This window comes from Rhodococcus tukisamuensis NBRC 100609 (assembly GCF_001894985.1).
In the GTDB taxonomy this organism is placed as follows: domain Bacteria; phylum Actinomycetota; class Actinomycetes; order Mycobacteriales; family Mycobacteriaceae; genus Rhodococcus_G; species Rhodococcus_G tukisamuensis.
In genome coordinates, this window is record NZ_BCXG01000004.1 from 1 (window position 1) to 24,102 (window position 24,102).

Below are 24,102 nucleotides of genomic sequence, written 5' to 3' on the forward strand. Positions count from 1 at the left end.
CCGCAGCCGGACCGCAGCTCGATCCGCGGATCCCGGTCCTGCTCCGGCCCAGCGGCACCCTCCAGCTCGGCTGGGACCCCGAGCGCGCCCTGCTGCTCGCCGCGCCCGAGGGTGTGGCGCCCGCGGCGTTGGCGGGGCTGCTGCGCCTGCTCGACGGCCGGCACTCGCGTCCCGACGTGCTCTGGCAGGCGCACCTGATCGGCATCGGCCTCGTCGACATCGCCCGGATCCTCGCCGAACTCGCCGCGGCGGACCTGCTCGTCCCCGCCGCCAGCGGTGCGGATCGATCGGTGCACATCCACGGGCGTGGCCCGCTCTCGGACGGCCTCGCGACCGCGCTGGCCCGGGGTCGGCTGCGGTTGAGCCGGTCGCGCCCGCCCGAGGGGTCCGCGGAGCGATCGGCCCGCCGGGCGGACTGCGTCGTGCTCGCCGACGACCTGGTGCCCGACCCCGGGCTCGTCGCCGAACTCGTCGCCGCCCGGGTCCCCCACCTGCAGGTGCGGTTGCGCGACGGCCGCGGCATCGTCGGGCCACTGGTGCTGCCGGGCCGCACCAGCTGCCTGCGCTGCGCGGACCTGACCCGCAGCGACCGGGACCCCGAGTGGCCGCACCTGGCCGCCCAGCTACTCGGTGCGGTCGGACACGCCGAGCAGGCCACGGTGCTGGCGACCGTCGGCCTGGCGCTGGGCGAGCTGGACACCGTCCTCGACGTCAACCCGGCGCACCCGCCCGCCACGCTCGACACCACCCTCGAACTGGACGTCTCGTCACCGGCGCTGATCAGGCGGCGGTGGCGGCGACATCCCCGGTGCGGATGTCACGAGCCGCCCACCGAGCCCGGGGCGGTGGGCGAACCGGTGGATCGTCAGACATGATGGAGTGGTGTCTGACATCCCCCGCCGCAGCTCCGCCCGCACCGCCAAACTGGCAAGCATTCCGATCGGTATCGCGGGCCGAGCCGCCGTCGGGTTCGGACGCAAGCTGGCGGGCGGCGACCGCGGGGAGATAGACGCGAAGCTCGCCTCGCAGGCCGCCGAACAGCTGTTCACCGTGCTCGGCGAGCTCAAGGGCGGGGCCATGAAGCTCGGGCAGGCACTGAGCGTGATGGAGGCTGCGGTGCCCGAGGAGTTCGCGGAGCCGTACCGGGACGCGCTGACCAAGCTGCAGGCCGAGGCACCGCCGCTGCCCGCCCGCAAGGTGCACAAGGTGCTCGACAGCCAGCTCGGCACCAAGTGGCGCGAACGGTTCAGCAGTTTCGACGACGTGCCCACGGCCTCGGCGAGCATCGGCCAGGTGCACCGCGCGGTGTGGTCGGACGGCCGCGACGTGGCGGTGAAGGTGCAGTACCCCGGGGCCGACGAGGCGTTGCGGGCAGACCTCAAGACCCTGTCGCGGCTCGCCGGGATGTTCAACTCGGTGATGCCCGGCGCGGACGTCAAGCCGGTGCTCGACGAACTGAGCGCGCGCACCGAGGACGAACTGGACTACCGGATCGAGGCGGACAACCAGCGCGCATTCGCGGCCGAGTTCGACGGCGACCCGAAGTTCGCGATCCCCAAGATCGTCGCCAGCGCACCGAAGGTCGTGGTCAGCGAGTGGATGTCGGCGACGCCGCTGTCGACGATCATCACCACGGGGACCGTTCTTCAGCGCAACAGTGCCGGGGCCCTGCTCGCCGAGTTCCACTTCGCCTCCCCGGCCCGGGTGGGTCTGCTGCACTGCGACCCGCACCCGGGCAACTTCATGATGCTGCCCGACGGCCGACTCGGCGTGCTCGACTTCGGTGCCTGCGCCCCGATGCCCGGCGGCCTGCCCCCGGTACTGGGCCGGATGGTCCGCCTCGCCCTCGACCAGCGGTTCAAGGAGCTCACGGAACTGTTGCGCGACAACGGATTCGTGCTCCCCGGCAAGACGGTCACCCACCAGGAGATTTCCGACTACCTGCGTCCGTTCACCGACCCGATCCACACCGAGTCCTTCCATTTCACCCGGACGTGGCTGCAGCGTGCGGCGGGCACGGCGACGGACTTCTCCTCCCAGCACTTCCGTACCGCCCGGGCACTGAACATGCCGGCCGAGTACGTGATGATCTTCCGGGTGCTGCTCGGGTCCGTCGGGATCTGCGCGCAACTCGACGCGGAGGCGCCGTACATGGGGATCCTGACGCAGTGGCTGCCGGGCTTCACCGACGAGGTGCAGCGGGCCGAGTGACAACGGCCCCCTCGCCGGCGCACCGAGTGCTCGGTGCCGTCGTGAACGCGCTGCCTACACTGTGCGATCGTGCGGATCGCGACATTCAACCTCAACGGCATCCGGGCCGCGCAGCGGCGGGGTTTCGAGCAGTGGCTGCGGGAGCGGCGCCCCGACGTGGTCGCGTTGCAGGAGTTGCGAGCACCCGCGTCCGCGATTCCCCCCGACGTGTTCGGCCCGTACCACCTCGCCTACGACGCCGGGACCCTCGCCGGGCGTAACGGCGTCGCTGTCCTCACCCGGCGCGCGCCCGCGGCGGTACGGACCTGGACCGGCACCGCACTGATCCGAGCGCCCGATGAAACTCACACCGACACAGTCGAACTCGGCCCGGTTTCGCTGGCACGGGGACTGCGCGAGTTCGCCGATCAGGGCCGGTACCTCGAGGTGGACCTCGCCGACGCGCCGATCACGGTCGCGTCGCTGTACCTGCCGAAGGGCGGCCTCCCCGCACACCTGCAGAAGCCGGGGCGGATGCGTGAGGCGCCGGACGGCGGCGCCCGCTACGAGCGCAAGATGCGCTTCCTCGACGCTTTCGCGCGTCAGCTGACGCGCTCGCGCCGCGACGCCCGCGCCCAAGGCCGGGAACTGCTGCTCATGGGCGACCTCAACATCGCGCACACCCACCACGACGTGCGGAACTGGCGGCGCAGTGCTCAGGCCGAGGGCTACCTCCCCGAGGAACGTCAGTGGTTCGACTCGATCCTCTCGCCGCGCACGCTCGTGGACGTGGTCCGCAGCCGGCATCCGGACACCGACGGCCCGTACACCTGGTGGTCGTGGCTGGGGCAGTCGTTCACCAACGACGTCGGCTGGCGCATCGACTACCACCTCGCGACGCCGAGGCTCGCTCGGACAGCCGTCGCCGCCGGCACCGACCGCGAACCGGCAGCGGACCGACGGATGAGCGATCACGCCCCCGTCGTGGTCGATTACGACCTCTGATCCGCCGCCGACCCGTCGGTCAGGCGCAGACCGCCACCTTCCGGGGGCGACCGCGGGGACGCTTGCGGGCGATGACGACACCCTGGTCGAGGATCTCGCCGCCCCACACCCCCCACGGCTCGGCACGGTCGAGGGCCGCGCTCAGGCATCGGGCGCGGATGGGGCACTGCACGCACAGGGACTTGGCCTGTTCGAGTTCGGCGGGGGTCTCCGCGAACCAGAGGTCGGGGTTGTCGGCTCGGCACGGCAGCTCGCGTCGCACGACGCCGATCACGGTCGGCTCGCTCGTGGCGGTCCGGAAATCGTCTCGGCAGGTGACGGTTGGCACGTCATGCTCCTTAGGCTTCTTCGGTGGTGTCAGGTCGTGGTGCGAACCTGTAGCCGGGCCTGGAGCTTGGTGCTCGAAACAAGAAGGCCACGGTCCGCTGGTGCGTCCGTGGCCGAGAGGAAGGAGATGATTCCTACCGAGTGATGACTCGGGGTCTACTCCTGGGCACGGACGAGAGGGCTGCTGCGTCGGCTGCATGCACTGCGAGGAGTGCATCTGCTGCGCGATGGCGCAGGACGCGATTCGGCGTCGCCGACCACGCTGCCGCGGGCAGGTGAGCGGCGGGAGCGATGCGAGTGGTCGCTGCGACGCCTGGCGCGCTGCCGTTCCAATCGATCATTGCCAATCACCTCCCTTTCCCTCGTGCGGACTGTGGTTCCTTATTTGGTCCAACGACGGCGAGCCGAAGCTCGCCGCGTCGGAAACCAGGGTATGCGGTCTCCCACAAACCACACAACCCATTTTTGACCTGCGGTTTTCCTACAATCCGGTCACGGCGCCAGTTCCGGGTCGCCGACCGGGGTCTCGCCCCGCACCACCGCGAGGACGTCCTCCCCGTACCGTTCGAGCTTCGCCGCACCGATCCCGGGGATCGCCACCAGGCCGCGGTCGTCCTTCGGCTGCTGTTCGGCGATCGCGGTGAGCGTGGCGTCGCTGAACACCACGTAGGCAGGCACCTTCAGCTCCTTCGACTTCTCGGACCGCCAGGCCTTGAGCGAGTCGAACAACGCGGCGTCGAGGTTCGACGGGCAGGACTCGCAGCGCCCGAGCATCGTCGCCGCGGTGCCGAGCAGCGGCTTGCCGCACACCCGGCAGCGCGGCCGCTTCTTCGGCGTTGCCGCGGGCGCCGCGATCCGGGACGCCGGCGAGTCCTCCGGGATCAGGCCGTGCAGGAAGCGGGACCGACGCCGCGACTTGCGGCCGCCCTCGTTGCGGGCCAACGCCCAGGACAGCTGCAGGTGCTCGCGGGCGCGGGTAACGCCGACGTAGAGCAGTCGCCGCTCCTCCTCGATCGCCGCCTCGTCACCGGGTGACTTGCTGTCCCCCAGCGCGTGCGCGATGGGCAGCGTGCCGTCGGCGAGCCCGACGAGGAACACCGCGTCCCACTCGAGCCCCTTGGCCGCGTGCAGCGAGGCCAGCGTCACGCCCTGCACCGTCGGTGGGTGCCGGGCCTCGGCCCGGGCGGCGAGGTCCCGCAGCAGCCCGGCCAGGTCCAGGTCCGGCTCGTGGGTGAGCAGGTCCTCGGTGAGCTGGACCAGTGCGCCCAGCGAGGCCCAGCGCTCGCGCGCCTGCGCGCCCACCGGTTCGGTGTCGGTGAGCCCGAGCGGCACCAGGACCGCGCGGACCAGGGTGACCAGGGCCGGGCCGTGGTCGGCGCCTTCGGGCAGGTCGTCACGGGACGCGGCCTGACGCAGCGCGGAGACCGCCTGCCGGACCTCCTGCCGCATGAAGAAGCCCTCGCCACCACGCAACTGGTACGGGATGTCGAGTTCGGTCAGGGCCTGCTCGTGCGCCTCCGACTGCGCGTTGATCCGATACAACACCGCGATCTCCGCGGCCGGGGTGCCCGCGGCGATGAGCTTCTGGATCGCCTTCGCCACTCCCGCCGCCTCGGCGGGCTCGTCGTCGAACTCGGCGAACTCCGGCTCGGGCCCGGGCGCGCGCTGACCGATCAGCTGCAGCCGGGAGCCGGCGATCCGGCCGCGGGCCGCGCCGATCACCCGGTTCGCCAGGGAGACCACCTCCGGGGTGGACCGGTAGTCCCGTTCCAGGCGGACGACGGTGGCGTCCGGGAACCGTCGGGAGAAGTCGAGCAGGTAGCGCGGGGTGGCGCCGGTGAAGGAGTAGATGGTCTGGTTCGCGTCGCCGACGACGGTGAGGTCGTCGCGGTCCCCCAGCCACGCGTCGAGCACCCGCTGCTGCAGCGGCGTCACGTCCTGGTACTCGTCCACCACGAAACAGCGGTAACGGTCCCGGAACTCCTCGGCCACCGAGGAGTTCTCCTCGAGTGCGGCGGCGGTGTGCAGCAGGAGGTCGTCGAAGTCCAGCAGCATGCCGTCGCCGCGGACCTTGAGCGCCTCGTAGGCGGCGTACACGTCGGCGACCTTGCCGGGGTCCGCGGGCGGCTCACGCCGGGAGCGGGCCGCAGCCGCCGCGTAGTCCTCCGGCGCGATCAGCGACGCCTTCGACCACTCGATCTCGCCGGCGAGGTCCCGGACGCTCTCGGTGCTGGTGGACAGGCCGGCCCGGTTCGCGGCCTGCGCCACGATGGTGAACTTGCGGTCCAGCAGCTCCCACGGGGTGTCGCCGACCACCTGCGGCCAGAAGTAGCGCAGCTGGCGCAGCGCCGCGGCGTGGAAGGTGCGGGCCTGCACCTGGCTGGCGCCCTCCCCGATGCCGAGGGTGCGCAGCCGGGCCCGCATCTCGCCGGCCGCACGGGCCGTGAACGTGACCGCGAGCACCTGCCCGGCGGAGACGTGACCGCCCGCAACCAGGTGGCCGATCCGTCGGGTGATGGTGCGGGTCTTGCCCGTCCCGGCCCCCGCGAGCACGCAGACAGGGCCGCGCGGGGCCAGTACTGCGGCCGACTGCTGAGGGTCCAGACCGGTGTCGGTGTCGGCGGCTGACATGACGGCCATTCTGTCATCGGCCACCGACATAGGACCCATCGCGTGGGCAACTGGAACAACTCGCGGCCGTCGTGGTGTTGTATCCGCCGTGACTGCAACTGAAACCGCCACCGCCCTGACCATCTACTCCACCACCTGGTGCGGGTACTGCCGCCGACTCAAGAAGCAGCTCGACGAGTCCGGCATCAGCTACGTCGAGATCGACATCGAGGACGATCCCGCGTCCGCCGAGTTCGTCGGCAAGGTCAACGGCGGCAACCACGTGGTGCCGACCGTGAAGTTCGCCGACGGCAGCACCGCCACCAACCCGACGCTCGCCGACGTCAAGAAGGCCCTGGGTCTGTAGCAGTCCCCCGGCGTGGGCCGGGCCGTCAGGCCTTGGCCCACGCCTCGAGCATGCCGCGGGCAATCGACACCGACCCGGGCACCAGCAGACGCGCGTCCGTGTCCGTCGTCCAGTCGCCCGCCGCCAGGGCCGCCTGCACCTCGTCGCGGCCGAACCAGTGCGCCTCCACGATCTCGCCGTCGGCGAAGACCAGGGGCGCGTCGGGGTCCGCGACCGCGGAGAACCCGATCATCACCGACCGCGGGAACGGCCAGGGCTGGCTGCCGAGGTAGCGCACGTCGCGAACCGTGATCCCGACCTCCTCGGAGATCTCCCTGATCACGCAGGTCTCCAGCGACTCGCCCGCCTCCACGAACCCGGCCAGCACGGAGAAGCGACGCTCCGGCCAGTGCGGTCCGCGCGCGAGCAGCACCCGGTCGGCGCCGTCGTGGACCAGACAGATCACCGCCGGATCGGTGCGCGGGAACTCCTCGTGACCGGTGCTGGTGCTGTGCCGTGACCACCCGGACATCGTCGGCGTGGTCGGCGCCCCGTCGACGGCACTGAAGCCCGCGCTGTCGTGCCAGTTCAGCACCGCCACCGCGGTGGTCAGCAGGCCGGCGCTGGAGTCGTCGAGCCGGTGGCCGATCAGCCGCAGGTCGCCGAGCTCGCCGGTCAGCGCCGCGACCCGCACCGCCCACAGGTGGCGGCCGTCGCGCCTGCCCAGGAAGACCGCACCCGGCACCGGCTCGTCGCCGAGGTCGGCGGCGGGTTCGAGCAGCAGCCGGGTGCCGTCGACCCGCACCTGGCCTCGCCGCGTGACCCGCAGCACCGACGCGTCCGCCCAGCCCGCCCGCAGCGCGTCGGTGTCCGCGCGCAGTTCCTCGGCCCGGTCGAGCGCCGAACGGGACAGGAGCGGTTGGTCAGTCATCTGGAAGTCAGCCACGGACCCAACCCTAGGTGCCGACGACGGACTACTTGGTGACCCGGCGGATGTAGAGGAGCCGGTCGCCTTCCTCCACCGCGTCGACCTCGGGCTCGCCGACCCGGAACAACCGGTTCTCGCGCACCACGCCGAGCACGATGTCCGCCAGGTGCCGCGGCGAACCGCCGATCTCGTCCCGCTCGACCTCGCGTTCGGCGATGGCGAATCCGGCCTCCGGGGTGAGCAGGTCCTCGATCATCTCCACGACGGTCGGGGTGGTACGCGCGATGCCGAGCAGGCGGCCCGCGGTCTCCGACGACACGACCACCGAGTCGGCGCCCGACTGGCGCAGCAGGTGCGCGTTGTCGCTCTCCCGGATGGCGGCGACGATCTTGGCCTTCGGACCCACCTCGCGGGCGGTGAGCGTCACCAGCACCGCGGTGTCGTCGCGGTTGGTGGCGACGATGATCGACGCCGCGTTCTGCACACCCGCCAGTCGCAGCACGTCCGACTTGGTGGCGTTGCCGAGCACGGTGACCAGGCCGAGGCCGGCCGCCGCGTCGAGCATCGCCTGGTCGGTGTCGACGACCACGATGTCCGACGGCGCGATGTCGTCGCCGAGCATCGCCTCGACCGCGGTGCGGCCCTTGGTGCCGTATCCGACGACGACGGTGTGATTGCGCACGGACTGCCTCCAACGCTGGATCTTGAATGCCTGGCGGGACCGCTCGGTGAGGACCGTGAGGGTGGTGCCGACCAGGATGATGAGGAACATCACGCGCAGGGGCGTGATGAGGATGACGTTGATGAGCCGGGCGCTCGGCGTGATCGGCGTGATGTCGCCGTACCCGGTGGTCGAGAGCGAGACGGTCGCGTAGTAGAGGCAGTCCAGGAAAGAGAGCTCGTTCTCCTGCGCGTCCCGGTAGCCGTCCCGGTCGATGTAGACCACCAGCACCGCGAGCATGAGGACGGCCACCGCCATCAGGACCCGGCGGAAGATCGCCCGGGACGGGCTCCGCAGGATCTCCGGAATGCGCAGCACACCCACCAGCGTGTAGTCCGGCCGATCGTTCAGCGCGTCCTGATTGCGTAGGCGCGCACGCAATTTACCGGCCATGAGGGGCTTCCTCGTTCGCAGACATCGGCAGGGAGCCTAACCGAGGCGGGTCCGCCCGGTGCACGGACCGATGCCTGACGGTGTGGCCGGTCGTCTTCCCGTGCTCGCGGCCGCCGATCTGCCGCCCCACGCCCGGCACCGCGACGCCGTACGGTCGGGGCATCGCACTCAAATCCAGCACCGCACTCTCGGCGATCCTGCTCGGCGCGGGCACCTTGCACTTCGTGAACCCCAAGCCGTTCGACTCGATCGTGCCGCGGCAGCTGCCCGGCAGCCCCCGGGCGTACACCTACGCCTCGGGCGTCGCGGAGCTGGCGGTCGGGGCGGCGATCGCGGTGCCGCGCACCCGACGGCTCGGCGGCACCCTCGCCGCGGCACTGTTCGTCGCGGTGTTCCCCGCCAACGTGCAGATGGCGGTGGACTGGCTGGGCCGCAGCTCTACGCCCCTGCCGCTCAAGGCCGTCGCGGTCGCGCGGCTGCCCTTGCAGCTGCCCCTGATCGCCGCCGCTCTCAAGGTCCGCCGCGAAGCCGCCTGAGCACGGCGCTTTCGCAATGCGGTGATTTCCTGGTGCGGACGCCGGCTACTCGTCCCGCCCGCCCGCGCTCGCCCCGGCCGTCTCGATGAGTCGGACCAGGTCACCGGCGTCAGGTAGGTCCGCTGGGGAAATGGTGCGCGCGGTCCGCACGTAGTGGAACGCCGCCCGCACCCGTTCGAGCGCGACCGGCGGCTCACCCCGCGCGACCATCCGTGCAGACATCAGCTCCGCCCAGGCCAGCCGGTAGGCGGCCAACTGCATCGCGACGGCGCGTTCGTTCGCGGCCGTGGGTTCGGCGCCGGTCTTCCAGTCGATCACCGTCCAGCCGCCGTCGGGATCGGCGAAGACCGCGTCGATGCGGCCCCGGACCACGGTCCCCGCGAGCGACGTCTCGAACGGCACCTCCACCTCGACCGGGTTGCGGTTCGCCCACTTCGATCGCAGGAACGACTCCTGCAGGACCGACAGGTCGTCGTCGCCGCTGCCCTCGACGTCCGCGGCACCGGGCAACTCGTCCATGTCGAGCAGCGTGGTCGCCCCGAACCGACGCTCGACCCAGGCGTGGAAGGCGGTTCCCCTGCGTGCCAGGGGGTTCGGCGGGAACGGCAACGGCCGACGCAGCCGGGCCGCCAGCTCGTCGGGCGCGGCTGCCAGGTCCACCAGCTGGCTCACGGACAGCTGTGCCGGCAGGGCAACCTCGGCGCGGGCGGCGGCCCTGCGGGCCCGCTCCGCGAGCAGCGCATCCACGTCCGCGGCCCAGCCCTCGGGGTCGTCCTCGGCGGGCGTGTCGTCGGCGGCCGCGTTGTCGGAGCCGAGGGGGTCCGGCTCGCCCTCGGGTTCCGGTTCGGGTTCGGGTTCGGGTTCCGGCGACGCGAGCGCGTCGAGCACCAGCCGGACACCCGCCTGCACCCCGGCCCGCCTGGCCCCCAACGGGTCCGGCGGCCACTGCGCGGCGACGGGGTCCGCGGTCAGCGGGTTCTCCGAGTCCTCCTCGGGTGCGGGTGCCCACGCCTCGACCACCCCGATCGGCTCGTCCGTCTCGTCCGCGGCGAGCACCAACTCGCGGATCTCGCGCAGGAAGTCGGACGGACCCTTCGGCTTGGATCCCGATTCCGGCCAGTGGTGTCCGGACACGTACAGGACCCGCTCGGTACGGGTGAGCGCGACGTAGAACAGCCGCCGGTCCTCGTCGAGCTTGCGCTGGGCCAGTGCCTTCTTGTGCGCAGCGACCGCGTCCTCGAGATCCTTGCGGTCGTAGACGTTCTCCAGGTCGAGCACCGGGATGCCGTCCGCGTCGTCACCGGGCCGGGCCCGGTCCCCGCGCAGGGACGGGGGCAGCTCGCCGACCGCGCCGAGCCAGCTGCCGGAGGCCGTCGAGGACGGGAACACCCCGTCGACCACGTGCGGCACCGCGACCACCTGCCACTCGAGGCCCTTCGCCGAGTGCACGGTGAGCACCTGCACCCGGTCCGGTGCGACCTCCACCTCGCCGGGTGCCAGTCCCTTCTCCACCGTCTCCGCCGCGGCCAGGAAGGCCAGCAGCCCGGTGAGGGTGGCCGAGGGGTTACGGGCGTACCCCGCCACGGCGTCCGCGAACGCGTCGAGGTGTTCGCGACCGGCCCCGCCGGCGCCGGACCAGCTCAGCCGGGCCTGCGCCTCGATGCCGATGCCGAGGACCCGCTCGACCTCCGAGACCAGCTCGGTGAGCGGCTGCCCGATCCGCTCACGCAGCGACGCCAGTTCCCCGGCGAGCGCGCCGATCCGGGCGTAGCCGCGCTTCGAATAGCGTTGAGCGCCACCGGGGTCCGCGATCGCGTCGGCCAGACCCGCGTTCTCCGCCTGCTCCCCCGGCAGTGCCGCCTCGAGCGCCTGGTCCAAGCTTGCCGCGTCGGTGACCGTGCCGCCGGTACCACGGGAGGCGCCGATCGCGAGTTCACGTGCCCGCCGCCAGAGGGCCGCGAGGTCGGCGGCACCGAGCTGCCAACGCGCCCCGGTCAGGACCCGCATCGCGGCGCTGCCGGCCAGGGGGTCGGCCACCATCCGGAGCATCGCGATGACGTCGGCGACCTCCGGGGTGTGCAGCAGTCCGCCCAGTCCCACCACCTCGACGGGCAGGCCCCGTCTGCGCAGCGCGGCGGCCACCGGTGCCGCGTCGGCATTGCGGCGGATCAGCACCGCGGCGGTCGGCGGCGGCTCCCCCACTGCGCGCGCGGCCGCGTACTCCCCCGCGATCCGCTCTGCGACCCAGTCTCGTTCGCGGTCGACGTCCTCGGCGAGCAGCAACCGGATGTCGCCGGCCACGGCCCCGGGACGGGGGCGCAGCTGCTGCACGGGGACACCCCGTTCCCGCAACGGGGCCGAGGCCGCGTTGGCCAGGGTGAGCGCCTCCGGTGGGTTGCGCCAGCTGGTGAGCAGCTCGAGCCGCGGCGCGGGCCGACCGTCCGGCAGCGGGAAGTCGGTGGCGAACCGCGGCAGGTTGGCGGCCGACGCGCCCCGCCAGCCGTAGATGGACTGCATCGGATCGCCGACCGCGGTCAGCGCGAGTCCGCCGTCCTCGCCCCCGCCGAACAGCGACGACAGCAGCACACGCTGCGCGTGCCCGGTGTCCTGGTACTCGTCGAGGAGCACCACCCGGAACCGGTGCCGCTCGGCGCGGCCGACCTCGGGATGCTCCGCGGCGACGCGCGCGGCGAGCGACATCTGACTGCCGAAGTCCAGGGCGCCCTCCCGGCGGAGCGCCTCGGCCACCCGCCGCACCAACGGCAGCAGCGCGACCCGCTCGTGCTGGGTGTCGAGCAGCGCCAGCAGCTCCTTCTTCGGGCCGCCGCGTTGGCGGGGACCGGCGGGCAGCGTGTGCACCAGCTTGTCCAGCTCGGTGTGCGCCTCGCGCAGGTCCTCCGGCTCCACCAGGTGCTCGGCCAGCTGACCCGACAGGGCGAGCACCGCCTCGGTCAACGAGGTGGGGTTGCGGTCGGTGTCGAGGTCGCCGTCCCAGGAGCTGACCACGCGGTGCGCGAGCTGCCACAGCGCCGTCTCCGAGAGCAGTTCGGCGGACGGTTCCATCGGCAGCAGCAGTCCGTGCTCGGTGAGCAGCCGGCCCGCGTACGAGTGGTAGGTGCTGACCTCCGGTTCGCCGGCGAGGATCCGGCCGCGCAGGCCGCCGCTGGGGTCGAGCGAACGCAGCAGGTCAGAACCGGCCAACCGCGCGAGGCGCTGCCGGATTCGGCTGGTGAGTTGCTGCGCGGCCTTGCGGGTGAAGGTGAGTCCGAGGACCTGCTCGGGGTCGACCATGCCGTTCGCGACGAGCCAGACCACCCGGGCGGCCATCGTCTCGGTCTTGCCGGCGCCCGCGCCGGCGACCACCAACGTCGGGCCGATCGGCGCTGCGATCACCGCCGCCTGCTCCTCGGTGGGCGGGTGCTGGCCGAGGGCGAGTGCGAGCTGGGCGGGGCTGACCCGGGGTTCGCCCGGATGCCGGGCGGTCATTCTTCGGTCACCTGTCGTCCGGTCTCCTGGGCGGGGCAGCTCGAGAACACCGGGCAGTGCCGGCAGCCCTCGTTGGGGCGGGCCCAGAAGTGTGGGCCCTGGGTCGCGGCCGCGGCGCCGTGTACGACGTCCAGCCACTGCGCCTGCGACTCCTCGTCGAGCGGCGGTTGCAACCGCTGTGCCGCACCCTCCTTCTGGTGCGGTGCGGCCACGAACACCAGCCGGCCACCGCCCGGCGCGGTCGCCGGCTCGCCGTCGATCGCGCCCGCCAGCACCGCCAACTGGTAGGTCGCGAGCTGCGCGTGCTGCTGCGCGGCCTCCCTGCTCACCGGGGCTCGCGCCGTCTTGACGTCGACGATGACGGGCCGGCCGTCGGCGTCACGCTCGAGCCGGTCGATCCGGCCGCGCAGGTGGATCGACGGCTCCCCCTCGGCGCGCGGCTCGAGCACCCCGTCGACCGCGACCTCGACGCCGATCTCGGTGAGTTCGCGGCGCGAGAGCCGCAGCCACTCGGAGAAGGAGTCGAGCATCTGGCCGGTGCGGTCCATCTCGCGCCGCGAGTACCACTGCGACCCGAGATCCACCGCGTCCCACGCGGTCGCCAGCGCCCGGCGCACCTGGTCCGGCGGCAGGTTGCCGGCCAACGCCTGCACCAGGGTGTGCACCAGGGTGCCCGCCACCGCAGTGGTGTTCTCCCCGTCGGTGCCGCCGTGCCGCTCGAGGACCCATCGCAGCGGGCAGGCGTCGAGTTGTTCGATGGTCGAGGGCGAGAGGGGAACCGGGCCGTCCTCGACGTCCCAGAGGGTGGCCTCGGTACTGACGCCGGCCACGCCGTACCAGTGGTCCGGGTGCGCGCCGCGGACCCCGGCGCGGGCCAGTCGGGCCAGCTGCCGGGCGGCCCTGACCTGCATCTGCGGGTCACTCTCGGCCAGTTCGGGGTCACACACCACGCGCCGCAACTCGGCGACGAGCGCGGGCAGCGCCAGCACCCGTCCCGCCGGCAGCGGTGCGGGCGGCAACGTCGAGTCCGCGGGCTCGCCGTCGACCACCCCGCCGCCGAGGAGTTCGTCGACGAAGCGGGAGGGCACCAGGTCGGTGTCGCCGGTGGCGGAGTTCACCGCGGTGACCAGGAGCGAGCGCCGGGCCCGACTGCAGGCCAACAGGAACAGCCGTCGCTCCTCGGCCAGCAGGGGCGCGGTGCGCGAGAGCCGAGCCTCACTGCCCGGCGTGGCATCGCCGACACCGGCGGTGAGGTCGACAAGCGCCTCGGTGCCGAGGAGGGTCCCGCGGGACCGCAGGCCCGGCCACAAACCCTCCTGCACGCCGGCGACCACCACGACGTCCCACTCCCGGCCGACCGCCGAGTGCGCGCTGAGCACCGACACCGACTCCCCCGGCACCGCCGCCGCAGAGCGTGGGTCGCTCGGGATCTCCTGTTCGGAAAGGTATTCCACGAAACCGGCGAGGCTCGCCCGCGGCAACCGGTCCACGTAGTTGGCGGCCCGGTCGAACAGTGCCACCACCGCGTCGAGGTCCCGGTCCGCCTGCGCGCCGATGGGGCCGCCGCGGACCGACGCCGCCGCCCACCGCTTCTCCAGTCCGGTGGCGCGCCAGCAGGTCCACAGCACGGTCTCCACCCCACGGCCCTGCCGGTGCGCGGCCCGAGCCTGGCCGAGGATCTTGAGCACCCGCCGCAGCGCGGCGAACTCGACGTCGGTGAGGGCGGCGGTCAGGTCGCCGTGTTCGTCCTCCCCGTCCACGATCAGCTGCCGCAGCAGTTCTGCGGAGTCTCGTTCGCCGCCCGCGGCCAGCTCGACGCGGCGCAGTCCGCGGCGCAGCCGCCGCAGCGTCACCGGATCCGCGCCGCCGACGGGGCCGGACACCAGTGCCAGCGCGTCCTCTCCAGTGAACTCGCCGCCCGCCACGGCCCGCATCGCCAGGAGCAGACCGCCGACCGCGTGCTGGCGGGCGAGCGGCAGTTCGGACGCCGCGGTGGTCACCGGCACCCCGGCCGCCAGCAGCGCGCGGCGCAGCGGGGCCAGTGCCCGCGGCACCGACCGGACGACGACCGCCATCTTCGACCACGGCACCTCGTCGTGCAGATGCGCCCGACGCAGGGTGTCCGCGATCAATGCGGACTCCTTGCCCTGGGTGGCGAGTACCTCCACGTGCACCCGGCCCGGGTCCGCGCCGGGGACGGTGGAAGCACCGCGGTGCGGGGGCAGTCCGGGCAGCCGGCCGGCGACCGAACCCACCAGTTCCCCGATCCGTGCGGCGTTGCGGTACGCGGTGTCGAGCACCACCTGCCGGTCCGACCCGTTCTCGGCGAGGTCCATCAGGAACCGCGAGTCCGCGCCACGGAAGCCGAACACCGCCTGGTCCGGGTCCCCGGCGACCACGGCCGACTCGGCACCGGTCCCGAGCAGCCGGACCAGTTCGGCCGCCTGCGGGTCGAGGTGCTGGGCGTCGTCCACGTACAGGTGCCGGATGCGGTGGCGCTCCCGCTGGAGCAGGTCCGGGTCGGTGGCGAAGGCCGTCAGCGCGGCGCCGACCAGTTCGGCGGCGTCGAGCGCGGGCGCGGTCGCCTCCGGCGCCTCCACCCCGACGGCACCGCGCAGCAGCATCACCTGCTCGTACCGGGTGGCGAACTGCCCGGCCGCCACCCACTCCGGCCGCGAGTGGGCGTGGCCCAGCTCGATCAGGTCTTCGGGCCCGAGGCCGCGTTCACCGGCCCGCAGCATCAGGTCCCGCAACTCGACCGCGAAGCCGGTCATCGGCAGCGCGGGCCGGAGCCGCTCCGGCCAGTACTCGGCGCCGTCGGTGACGTCGCCACGCAACATCTCCCGCAGCACCGCGTCCTGCTCGGCGCCGGTGATCAGCCGCGGCGGCGGATTGGCGTGCGCCGCGGCCTGCAACCGCAGCACCGCGAAGGCATAGGAGTGCACGGTCCGCACCAGCGGTTCGCGGGTGGCGCGGGCAGGTCCCGTATCGAACAGCCCCGCGGTGATCGCCTCGCGCACCGCGGTGGCGGCCTTGCGTGAATGTGTCAGCACCAGAACCGATTCCGGGCTCCCACCGGGACCGCTGATCCGGGCCGCCGCGAGGTCCACCAGCAGTGAGGTCTTCCCGGTGCCGGGTCCGCCGAGCACCTGCCAGGGCCGCCAGCCGTAGCCGTGCTCACGCGGACCGGGCCCGTCCTGGGCCAGCAACCGCTGGACCTGCGGACCCCACTCCCGCGTCGGGGCTGCGTCGGGGGCACGGCGGACCAGCGTCGCGAGCGAACGCTCCGCCGTGTCCCGTCCACCCCTGCTCGTCATGACAGGAATTCCATCACGGGCCACCGACAGCCCCGCCGCCCGCTCGGGAACGTCGGTGGGATCGGGCAGGATGGCACCCGTGAGCGATCTCGAGATCCACCGGTACGGGCCCGCGGACGGCCCGGTCGTACTCGGCCTGCACGGGATGACCGGGCATGGGCAACGCTGGCAGCACCTGGCCGAGCGGTACCTCCCGCAGGCCCGGGTGATCGCGCCCGACCTCCGAGGGCACGGCCGCTCCACCTGGGCGCCGCCGTGGGGCCTCGCGGATCAGGTCGACAGCCTCGTCGCCCTGCTCGAGACGGAAACGAGCGAGCCCGTGGTGGTGGCCGGGCACTCGTACGGCGGCGCGATCGCCATACATCTCGCCCGCCGGGTACCGGAACGGGTGCGGGCGCTCGTCCTGCTCGATCCCGCGCTCGGCATGAACCCCGCCCAGATGCTCGAGATCGCGGACCTGACGGTGCGCTACCCCGACTACACGGACGCGGCGGAGGCCCGCTCGGAGAAGGTGCACGGAGCCTGGGCGGGCGTCGACACCGAGGTGCTCGACGCAGAGATGGCCGAGCACCTCGTCGAACTCGAGGGCGGCCGAGTCGGCTGGCGCTACTCCGTACCCGCCGTGGTGGCGTCGTGGGGCGAACTGGCCCGCCCCGCCGTGTTGCCTCCCCCGGACCTGCCGACGGTGCTGGTGCCCGCGATGCGGGTGCAGCCGCCGTACCTGTCACCCGACTACCGTTCGGAACTAGCCGCCCACCTCGGCGACCGACTGACCGTCGTGGAGATGGATGTCGACCACATGGTGGCCCAGGCCCGGCCGGGCGAGGTCGCCGCCCTGATCGAGAAGCTGCTCTAGCGGTGGCGGCCACCACCGAGGAACAGATCGAGCGGGTCCGCGCCCTCGTCGCCGCGATCCCGCCGGGCAAGGTGGCGACCTACGGTGACATCGCGGCCGCGGCCGGGTTGTCGAGCGCCCGCACGGTCGGCTGGATCATGCGGACCGACGCCGCCGACCTGCCGTGGCACCGGGTGCTCGGCGCCTCCGGCCGGCCGGCCGCACATCTCGCGCACCGACAGATCTCCAAACTCGCACTGGAAGGCGTCCCGATCAACGACGGCCGGGTGGACCTGCGCGCGGCCCGGCACCACTTCTGATCGGATTCACTCGCCGACGTCCTCCGCTCACGTCGATGCCGTGAGCAGGTCGACGCCGGGACCAGGTTGTGCGCCAACGAGGCTCGTGCCGTGCCGCCGGTCCGCCGGCGGCACGGCACGACCCGTCAGCAGGCGACGGTGATCGTGTACTCCCCTGCGCCGGACACTGGCACCGAGACCCGCGAACCGCCGGCGACCGAGCGGACCGTTCCCGCTCCGATGTTGGTACCCGAGACCTCGGGTACGGCGCAGCGAGCGGGAACCCAGAGGTCCGCCGACACCCCGGCCCGGTCCGCGACGCCCTCGACCTCGAGGGCTCCACTGGGCACGTCGGCGCGGATCGCGGTCAGCTCGCCGGGGACCGCGCGCGGGTAGGCCCGGCTCAGGATGGCCCGGATGGGGCTGTCCGCCGGGAAGCTCTCGAACTCGCCGAACTCTCCAGCCTGGCACCAGTCCGGACGGTTCTCGCGATGCTGGACGTTGTGCGGGTCACCGCACGCCTGCTTCCACTGCCACCAGGTGCCTCCGACCAGGTACGCGTCCTCCTGCGCGGCGTACCGGGCGACCTTCTCCGGGTTGCTCGCGTCGTCACCGAAGAAGCCCCACTCGCCCGAGAAGAACGGTGTTCCGCCGTAGCCTTCCGCCGCCTTCGCGGCAGCGGCAAAGCCCGACTCGATACTGCCGACCGCGAGCGGCAGCGACTCGTTGTAGATGTGCGGCGCGTAGACCAGGTTGGGATCCGAGGTGAACCTGGGTTCGCCCGACGAACCGGCCGAACCTGCCGAGCCCGTCGCCGGACCCGGTGTCGGGAGCAGGCTGGAGGCCACCGACGGCTCGAAGTACGCGGTGTGGCTGAAGCCGCCCGGCACCGATGCCTCGGCGGCCCGAATGGCAGGAATCAGTCGGTCGTACATCGCGCCGAGTCGCAGGTAGTCGTTGATGCCCACCGACAGGCCGGGACTGGGCTCGTTGAGCAGGTCGTATCCGACCACGGTCGGGTCCGCGGCGAAGCGCCGGACCACGAACTCCCACGACTTGATGAACTCGCCCTGGATGCCGTTGACGTCGTTGTAGAAGTTCTCGAACGACTGCTGCACCACCACCGACACCTCGCGCGAGTCAGCGAGTCGGCAGGTCGCCAGACCGCCCATCGTCGCGGTAGCCCAGGCCGGGGCACCGTCCCAGCCGACCGAGGTCGCCAGCGGCGCAGGGCAGCTCACGCCGTCCGGCGTGGCGACCGCGGGACCCCAGGCGTCCTGGTGCATGTCCAGGATGACGCCGATGTCGTGCGCCTTCGCCCATTCCGTCGCCTGCGCGATCTTGTCGAGGTACGAGTGGTCGAAGACGCCCCGCTGCGGCTCGATCAGCGACCAGCTCATGATCAGCCGGACGACGTTGAAGCCCTGGGTCGCGATGCCCGCGAAGTCCGCCTCCGTGAGCGGCATCGTCGGGTCGAGGTCGGGGAACTCCTGGTAGTACTCGCCGAGTCCGTTGACATTGATCCCGCGTAGGAGGACCGTCCGACCGAGGTCGTCGACGATGCGCGGTGCCCCGGAGGTGCTGGTCGACAACCGGCCGTCGCCCGGTTCGGCCGGCGCCGCGACCGCTGTCGCCCCGCCCGCTGCCATCGTCGCCGCACACAGCAGCGCCGTCACAGCCGTCTTCAATCGGAATTTGGACCGCATACGTCGGGCACTCACCTTCTTCTCGAGGCATCGCGCGGCCAGACACACCACGCCTGCCGGGACATTATTGGTCACTTGTTCAGTTCGCGTTCACATTTCGCCCAAATCGCCCCGCGCACAGCACTGATGGCAGGCTCGAGCCATGACCGGCGAACGCAACCTCGACGTCCTGCTCGCCACCATGGATCCGGTCTGCCGCGAGGGCACCTTCGTGTTCGTCTTCCTCGCAGACCCGAATGCGGCCGACGGCCTGACGGCCGCCGCCACGGTCGCCGAGGAGAACGGACTCTCGCTGGTCGTCACCAAGCGCGACGCCGACATCCGCGGCTGGACCTACCACTTCGAGGCCGGCTGGATCACCCTGCGGGTGCACTCCGCACTCGACGCGGTGGGGTTGACCGCCGCGGTGAGCGGGCGGCTCGCCGGGATCGGGATCAGCTGCAACGTGATCGCCGGGTACCACCACGACCATCTCTTGGTGCCCGTCGCCGACGTGCCGCGCGCACTGGACGCGTTGACGGAACTGGCGGGCGAGCACCGGAGATGACGGAACTCCACCTGGCCCTGGCCACACTGTCGGACCCTCGAGCAAATCGGTGTTGGAACCAGCAACGACAACCCACTGCTGCACATACCTTTTACACAGTTCACCAGGCGAAACATCATTGTTATCGAATGTGCGTGCGAGTAGAATTTGGTGTATGAAACTCGACGCCAGGCTCACCGACCCCGCCCGGGTCGAGGCATGGCGACTCGACGAAACCGAGATTCTGGCGGCGGTGCCCGAGCTGGTTCAGGACATGCGCAGACGCGACGCCCTCCTCGTCCGACTGGTCCGCGAGGCCGACCAGCGTTGCCTCCCCGAACACGCCGGCGCCGCCGACACCGCCTCCTGGCTCGCCGGCGCCACCCGGATGCACCGTGCCCGCGCCGCCCAGATCGTCCGCCTCTCACGCGAACTCCCCCTGCACCCGCAGATGGCCGACGTGCTGGACGAGGGACGGATCGAACTCGCCCACGTCCAGGTGATCGTCAACTTCCTGGACCGCCTCGCGAAACTCACCCGCGACTTCGACATCGAACCCGCCGAAACCGACTGGGAGCACCCCGACCCCGAGACCGGACGCCCAGACGACTGCGAGGCCTACCTGCTCATCGCCGCCCAGGTCGAAGACCCCACACAGCTCCGCAACAGGGCCCGTGAACTGGAGATCCTGTTCGAGCGCGACAACGACCTGCCGTCCGACGCAGAGAACCCCGAACTCAACGAGTTCCACGCCAGCGCCACCCTGGGCGGTCGGGTGCTCGTGAAGGGCAGTTTCGACGCCGAGACCGGCGAAGCCTTGCAGACCGCCCTGTCCGGCCTGTCGAAGCCGCACCCGAGCACCGACGAGCATGGGCACCTCGTACGCGACCCTCGCTCCGCTGCCAAGCGCCGCGCCGACGCCCTCGGACAGATCATCCGCGGACACCTCGACAACGCACGCGGACCGATGGAGGGCGGCGAACGACCCCATGTCACCGTGACCATCGACGTCGACGCACTACGGGATGCGGTGTCCGTGACAGCGAAGGTGCCCGTGACCGGAGCGTGGCGAGACAACGACTGGGACTACCACTCCGACAACGCAACCGGACCCGTCGACGGGCGCGAAGGCTGCACCAGCCCCGCAGGATCGAGGCCACCCCGCCGCTACCGCCGCAGACGGCACGCCACCATGCCCTGGGCCGGCCCGATCTCCGCCGCCGTCGCCGCACGCATCTCCTGCGACGCCCAGGTCACCCCGATCTTCGTCGACCGAGAAGGCAACCCCCTCGACGTAGGCCGCACCACCCGCATCATCTCCCCGAAACTACGGAAAGCCCTGGTGGCGAGGGACTGCGGCTGCGCCTTCCCCGGCTGCGGCCGACCCGCCGCCTGGACCGACGCCCACCATATTTGGCATTGGTCCAATGGCGGTCCGACCGCACTGTCGAACCTGGTGCTGCTCTGCAAGAAGCACCACACCATCATCCACAAGAACCACTGGGCAGTGAAGATCGAATCAGACGGATTTCCTTGGTTCACCCCACCCGCCTGGGTGGACCCGTTGCGAAGACCACGGCCCGCTCACAACCGGCACGCTATCCACGGAGTCTGACCCGCAGGCACGGATGCGGTACGTCACCAAGCGATGACCTGCACCCACCACAACCAGACCGGTTGCGGCCGAGAAACCCTCGGCCGCAACCGGTCTGCGCTACATCAAGGGTGGGGCCAGTCAGCACTCCTGGCCACGACCCTCGGCTTACCCGAAATCAAAGTTCCAGCCCTGGCGCGTTGGCAATGGCCTGCAACTGGTCCAGCGTCATCACCGTCCCCGGCGCCGCGTCGTCGAGGCTGACCTGGACCCGAGTCCCGGACGGCCGGGTGACGGTGACAATGCCGGGCTCGGTTCGGGTGAGCACAGAGCCGTCCGGCAGGGTGGTGAAGGTGGTGCGGCGCCGGTCACTCGGCTCCTGCGGCTCGACGGGAAGCTGGTGGCGACCACTGATCGATACCAGGAGCCGGCCGGATCCATCCGGTCCGCTCACATCCAATTCCTCGCAGACGCTGGACCGGTCGTAGGTGGACAGCTGCAGCGACCCGAGCCGGCGGTCGAGGCTCACCCCTGTCGGCGCGTGCTCGCGCCACACCTCGTCGAGCGCGGCGTTCAGTCGCTGCACTGTCTCTCGGCTCAGTGGCGTGCCGGCGTCGACACCACCGCGGCACTCCGCCGGCGGCTGCGCCGTGCCGGCCGGGACGGGCGCGGTGACCCGCAGTCCAGGCGTAGTGGCGAGGGCGGTGAGCTCGTCGACGGTCAGCGGCACAGTTCCGCTGTTCCGCCTCGCCTGCACCGGCTCCGCCCAGTTCTCGTCGCCCGCCGACGCGTCGACAAATGTGCCGTCGGGCAGGTGCGCGGTCACCCGGCGGACCAGGTTCCGGTTGCCTCCGTATTCGTTCCAGGTGTCCTGTGAGTCCACCACGGTGCCGTCCGGAAACGTGGTCCGGCGGTCGAGTTGGCCTGCAACGCATTCCGGTATCTCCCGAGCCGACTGGCGCACCCGGACATCGAGCATCCCGACGGCGGCGCCACGGGTGAGCAGTCCCTGCGCCGACGTCGAGCCGCCGATGTCCTCCGCCCTCACTCCCTCGGGCAGTTCGGAGGTGAACACCGGGATCGGCTGGAACCACAACGACTCGCTCGGGCCCGCAAACTCGAGACGGACGGTGTCCGGTAGCGCGGACCGCAGGGCGTCGGACATGGCGGTGGCCTTCGGCCCGTTGAACCACGGGTAGCTCGGGTTGTCGTAGCTCTGCTCGCCCGCGTACCCCACCATGAAGCCCTTGCCGCCCGACGGCGGCTCCACCCGCTCGCAGCCCGGTATCTCGACGGGATAGACGACGGTCGGGGTCACCCTCGACACCGGCGACGCCTCGTCCTCCGCCGAGGACGATGCACCCGGATCGTGCAGCAGACCGGCGACGATCACGCCGACCGCCACCACCGCGACCACCACCAGCGCGTCCGCCCAGCCGACCCGCCTGGCATTGCCGTCCAGCTCACCCATCAGTCCCCCGCTCCTCGCGCCCGGCCCGCGAGCCCGGGCGTCAGAGTCCTGTCGCCGGATTCTCGAGCGGCGTTACGGGTAACACGCCCCGACCCGGCGCCGACACACCCCACGAGGGCCGCTCACGGTTCGCGACAGGCCGGTTCGCCCGCGAACCCGCCGTCGCTACTACCTCCCGAGGGGCGTGTATGAGAACACCGACAGTGACTGCCGTTGTCTGTGCGGCGCTGATCGCCGCGGCAGCCACCGCCTGCGGAGGCGACACGGAGCCACCCATGCCGACCGCCCAGACCTCGGCGGTGCAGGCCTCAGCACAACCGTCCGAGACACAGTCGTCCGAGACAGTGCCGTCCGAGACACAGGCGATCGAGTCGGCGCCCTCGACAACACAATCCACCCCCACAACCGAGGACACCGAAACCGAGGACACCGACACCGCCACGACGAACCAGCCCACCGCCGACACCATCAGTGGACAGGGCCGATGCCTGGACCCGGACTCGACGGGCGTGCGCGACGCCGTCGCCGGCCTGGACCAGGCGCCTTACGGCTGGATCGTCGGCGCCGCGTCCGAGGACCCGCTGGGCTCCTGCCCCGACCTGTTGTGGGTGGTGGCGGACGTGCAGGCCGGTACCGCCAGCTCACCGCGCCACGTCCTGTTCTTCCACGACGGCCGCTACCTCGGCACCGCGACCGCCGAGCCGTACTCCTTCACCCACGTCGCGGGCACGACCGGCGACACCGTCACGGTCGAGTACCGGTGGCTCGCCGAGGACGAACCGAACTGCTGTCCCGCCGGTGGGCCGGCCGCGATCGACTACACCTGGGACGGGACCCGGGTGGTGATGGAGCAGCCGCTGCCGCAGGCGATGCTCGACTCCTACCACCGCTGAGACTCCCCAGGTTCTCCCGGCAGTCGAGCAGACCTCTGGCGCACCCGGCTTCCTACACTCGTCCCATGCCGACGCCGTCGCCCCATACCGATGCAGCCATCCAGATCCGGTGGGTCCAGGGCCCGAGTGCCTCGCGGTCCGCGCCGCCGACCACGGCGGAGGAGGCCGTCGCGCTGCTCGAACGGGGCAGCGCGGCCTTTTCCCGGGTGGGCGCGGAATCGATCGAATTTCACGTCGACCGAGAGGCTTTCGGCATCGCGCACGACGACACGGACGGCATCCTGACCCAGCGTCCGTTCGCTGCCGTGCTGAGCTGCTCGGACGCCCGCGTGCCGATCGAGCTGACCCTCGGTCGCGCGGCCAACGACCTGTTCGTGGTGCGGGTCGCGGGCAACGTCCCCGGGTCCGACTGCCGAGGCAGCCTCCACTACGCGGCCGAACACCTCCCGAGCGTGCAGCTGTTCACGGTCATCGGGCACTCGCAGTGCGGGGCCGTGACGGCGGCGGTCGACGCGATGCTCGAGCCGCACCGGTACCTGCAGATCGCCTCGGACGCGCCCCTGCGCGGGATCATCGACTCCCTGCTCGCCGGCGTGCATTTCGCCGATCGTGCGCTCACCCACGTGCACGGAACCCAGGTCCGGGACTCCCCGCACTACCGCACCCGGATGATCACCCTGGCCACCCTCGCCAACACCGCCCTCACCGCGGCCGTCCTGCGACGGGACCTGAGCCGACCGACCGCCTTCGGCGTCTACAAGCTCGCCACCCGCAACGTCGGGGTCCGCCGCGCCGAGGGCTGGGTGCCCACGCTCGAGATGGCGCCGCAGGACGACAGCGAGCTCACGGCGATCGTGGAGAACGCGGCCCGGTCCCTGACGGTGTGATCCGCCCCGACGTCCTACCGGGTGTCCGCACT

General features: G+C 71.7%; 19 protein-coding genes. 11 read left to right on the forward strand and 8 right to left on the reverse strand.

Translation table 11 applies throughout. The features are described 5' to 3' along the window. The 3 genes from RT2_RS05510 to RT2_RS05520 form a co-directional block, all read left to right on the forward strand. On the forward strand, positions 1–875 hold an 875-nt coding region (locus RT2_RS05510), incomplete at its 5' end, for a hypothetical protein (protein WP_072843547.1). A gap of 7 nt (positions 876–882) precedes the next feature. Continuing rightward, on the forward strand, positions 883–2,211 hold the full coding sequence (locus tag RT2_RS05515; RefSeq protein ID WP_072843780.1) for an ABC1 kinase family protein: 1,329 nt from the start codon (positions 883–885) through the stop codon (positions 2,209–2,211). A 69-nt stretch (positions 2,212–2,280) separates the two neighbouring features. Continuing rightward, entirely contained in the window at positions 2,281–3,195 is a 915-nt protein-coding gene (locus RT2_RS05520) for an exodeoxyribonuclease III (RefSeq protein WP_072843548.1), read from the forward strand. Between the two features lie 19 nt (positions 3,196–3,214). Here RT2_RS05520 and RT2_RS05525 read toward each other — a convergent pair whose 3' ends face one another. Together RT2_RS05525 and RT2_RS05530 are read right to left on the reverse strand one after the other, a co-directional pair. Further along, positions 3,215–3,469: a WhiB family transcriptional regulator gene (locus RT2_RS05525; protein ID WP_174556673.1), complete on the reverse strand. Its 255-nt coding sequence runs from the start codon at positions 3,467–3,469 to the stop codon at positions 3,215–3,217. Positions 3,470–4,014: 545 nt separating this feature from the next. Next, positions 4,015–6,153 (reverse strand): ATP-dependent DNA helicase UvrD2, encoded by a 2,139-nt coding sequence (locus tag RT2_RS05530; protein ID WP_245709368.1) that lies wholly within the window; start codon positions 6,151–6,153, stop codon positions 4,015–4,017. Positions 6,154–6,241: 88 nt separating this feature from the next. Between RT2_RS05530 and RT2_RS05535 the strand changes: the two genes are divergently transcribed. After that, the gene (locus RT2_RS05535; RefSeq protein WP_072843551.1) at positions 6,242–6,499 is read left to right on the forward strand and encodes a mycoredoxin; all 258 of its coding nucleotides are present in this window, start codon (positions 6,242–6,244) and stop codon (positions 6,497–6,499) included. 25 nt (positions 6,500–6,524) lie between these two features. Here the strand turns inward: RT2_RS05535 and nudC are convergent, their stop codons facing one another. Both nudC and RT2_RS05545 read right to left on the reverse strand, forming a co-directional pair. After that, positions 6,525–7,409, reverse strand: a complete 885-nt coding sequence (gene nudC / locus RT2_RS05540) for an NAD(+) diphosphatase (RefSeq protein WP_072843781.1) — start codon at positions 7,407–7,409, stop codon at positions 6,525–6,527. Between the two features lie 43 nt (positions 7,410–7,452). Beyond that, on the reverse strand, positions 7,453–8,520 hold the full coding sequence (locus RT2_RS05545) for a potassium channel family protein (protein ID WP_072843552.1): 1,068 nt from the start codon (positions 8,518–8,520) through the stop codon (positions 7,453–7,455). Positions 8,521–8,681: 161 nt separating this feature from the next. On the opposite strand from RT2_RS05545, the gene RT2_RS05550 reads away from it, so the two are divergent. Beyond that, positions 8,682–9,056: a DoxX family protein gene (locus RT2_RS05550; RefSeq protein WP_083577136.1), complete on the forward strand. Its 375-nt coding sequence runs from the start codon at positions 8,682–8,684 to the stop codon at positions 9,054–9,056. Positions 9,057–9,101: 45 nt separating this feature from the next. On the opposite strand, the gene RT2_RS05555 is transcribed toward RT2_RS05550, so the two are convergent. Together RT2_RS05555 and RT2_RS05560 are read right to left on the reverse strand one after the other, a co-directional pair. After that, complete coding sequence (locus RT2_RS05555) at positions 9,102–12,542, reverse strand: ATP-dependent helicase (protein WP_072843553.1); 3,441 nt, start codon at positions 12,540–12,542, stop codon at positions 9,102–9,104. Continuing rightward, entirely contained in the window at positions 12,539–15,859 is a 3,321-nt protein-coding gene (locus tag RT2_RS05560; RefSeq protein WP_083577091.1) for an ATP-dependent helicase, read from the reverse strand. Before RT2_RS05560 ends, RT2_RS05555 begins: the two co-directional genes overlap by 4 nt. A 70-nt stretch (positions 15,860–15,929) precedes the next feature. Between RT2_RS05560 and RT2_RS05565 the strand changes: the two genes are divergently transcribed. Next, positions 15,930–16,715, forward strand: coding sequence for an alpha/beta fold hydrolase (locus tag RT2_RS05565; protein ID WP_072843784.1), 786 nt, complete (start codon positions 15,930–15,932; stop codon positions 16,713–16,715). 2 nt (positions 16,716–16,717) lie between these two features. Continuing rightward, a complete protein-coding gene (locus RT2_RS05570) occupies positions 16,718–17,014 on the forward strand; it encodes an MGMT family protein (RefSeq protein ID WP_072843554.1) in 297 nt (98 codons plus the stop codon). Positions 17,015–17,139: 125 nt separating this feature from the next. Here RT2_RS05570 and RT2_RS05575 read toward each other — a convergent pair whose 3' ends face one another. Then, positions 17,140–18,681 (reverse strand): glycoside hydrolase family 5 protein, encoded by a 1,542-nt coding sequence (locus RT2_RS05575; protein ID WP_169888170.1) that lies wholly within the window; start codon positions 18,679–18,681, stop codon positions 17,140–17,142. A 160-nt stretch (positions 18,682–18,841) separates the two neighbouring features. Here RT2_RS05575 and RT2_RS05580 point away from each other — a divergent pair, with 160 nt between their 5' ends. Both RT2_RS05580 and RT2_RS05585 read left to right on the forward strand, forming a co-directional pair. Beyond that, entirely contained in the window at positions 18,842–19,246 is a 405-nt protein-coding gene (locus RT2_RS05580) for an ACT domain-containing protein (RefSeq protein ID WP_072843556.1), read from the forward strand. A 154-nt stretch (positions 19,247–19,400) separates the two neighbouring features. Beyond that, positions 19,401–20,840 (forward strand): HNH endonuclease signature motif containing protein, encoded by a 1,440-nt coding sequence (locus RT2_RS05585; protein ID WP_072843557.1) that lies wholly within the window; start codon positions 19,401–19,403, stop codon positions 20,838–20,840. Between the two features lie 157 nt (positions 20,841–20,997). Here the strand turns inward: RT2_RS05585 and RT2_RS05590 are convergent, their stop codons facing one another. Next, positions 20,998–22,290 (reverse strand): hypothetical protein, encoded by a 1,293-nt coding sequence (locus tag RT2_RS05590; protein ID WP_072843558.1) that lies wholly within the window; start codon positions 22,288–22,290, stop codon positions 20,998–21,000. A gap of 275 nt (positions 22,291–22,565) precedes the next feature. Here RT2_RS05590 and RT2_RS05595 point away from each other — a divergent pair, with 275 nt between their 5' ends. Further along, positions 22,566–23,183, forward strand: coding sequence for an LppP/LprE family lipoprotein (locus tag RT2_RS05595; protein WP_083577137.1), 618 nt, complete (start codon positions 22,566–22,568; stop codon positions 23,181–23,183). Positions 23,184–23,248: 65 nt separating this feature from the next. After that, positions 23,249–24,070, forward strand: a complete 822-nt coding sequence (locus RT2_RS05600) for a carbonic anhydrase (RefSeq protein ID WP_072843560.1) — start codon at positions 23,249–23,251, stop codon at positions 24,068–24,070. The last annotated feature ends 32 nt before the right edge of the window (positions 24,071–24,102 follow it).

What these genes read in the sequence shown, in the direction of transcription:
- RT2_RS05530 (WP_245709368.1), bottom strand. Translation starts at nt 6,153, where the DNA reads ATGTCAGCCGCCGACACCGACACCGGTCTGGACCCTCAGCAGTCGGCC.
- nudC (WP_072843781.1), bottom strand. Translation starts at nt 7,409, where the DNA reads ATGACTGACCAACCGCTCCTGTCCCGTTCGGCGCTCGACCGGGCCGAG.
- RT2_RS05545 (WP_072843552.1), bottom strand. Translation starts at nt 8,520, where the DNA reads ATGGCCGGTAAATTGCGTGCGCGCCTACGCAATCAGGACGCGCTGAAC.
- RT2_RS05555 (WP_072843553.1), bottom strand. Translation starts at nt 12,542, where the DNA reads ATGACCGCCCGGCATCCGGGCGAACCCCGGGTCAGCCCCGCCCAGCTC.
- RT2_RS05560 (WP_083577091.1), bottom strand. Translation starts at nt 15,859, where the DNA reads ATGACGAGCAGGGGTGGACGGGACACGGCGGAGCGTTCGCTCGCGACG.
- RT2_RS05565 (WP_072843784.1), top strand. Translation starts at nt 15,930, where the DNA reads ATGGCACCCGTGAGCGATCTCGAGATCCACCGGTACGGGCCCGCGGAC.
- RT2_RS05580 (WP_072843556.1), top strand. Translation starts at nt 18,842, where the DNA reads ATGACCGGCGAACGCAACCTCGACGTCCTGCTCGCCACCATGGATCCG.
- RT2_RS05585 (WP_072843557.1), top strand. Translation starts at nt 19,401, where the DNA reads ATGAAACTCGACGCCAGGCTCACCGACCCCGCCCGGGTCGAGGCATGG.
- RT2_RS05590 (WP_072843558.1), bottom strand. Translation starts at nt 22,290, where the DNA reads ATGGGTGAGCTGGACGGCAATGCCAGGCGGGTCGGCTGGGCGGACGCG.
- RT2_RS05595 (WP_083577137.1), top strand. Translation starts at nt 22,566, where the DNA reads ATGCCGACCGCCCAGACCTCGGCGGTGCAGGCCTCAGCACAACCGTCC.
- RT2_RS05600 (WP_072843560.1), top strand. Translation starts at nt 23,249, where the DNA reads ATGCCGACGCCGTCGCCCCATACCGATGCAGCCATCCAGATCCGGTGG.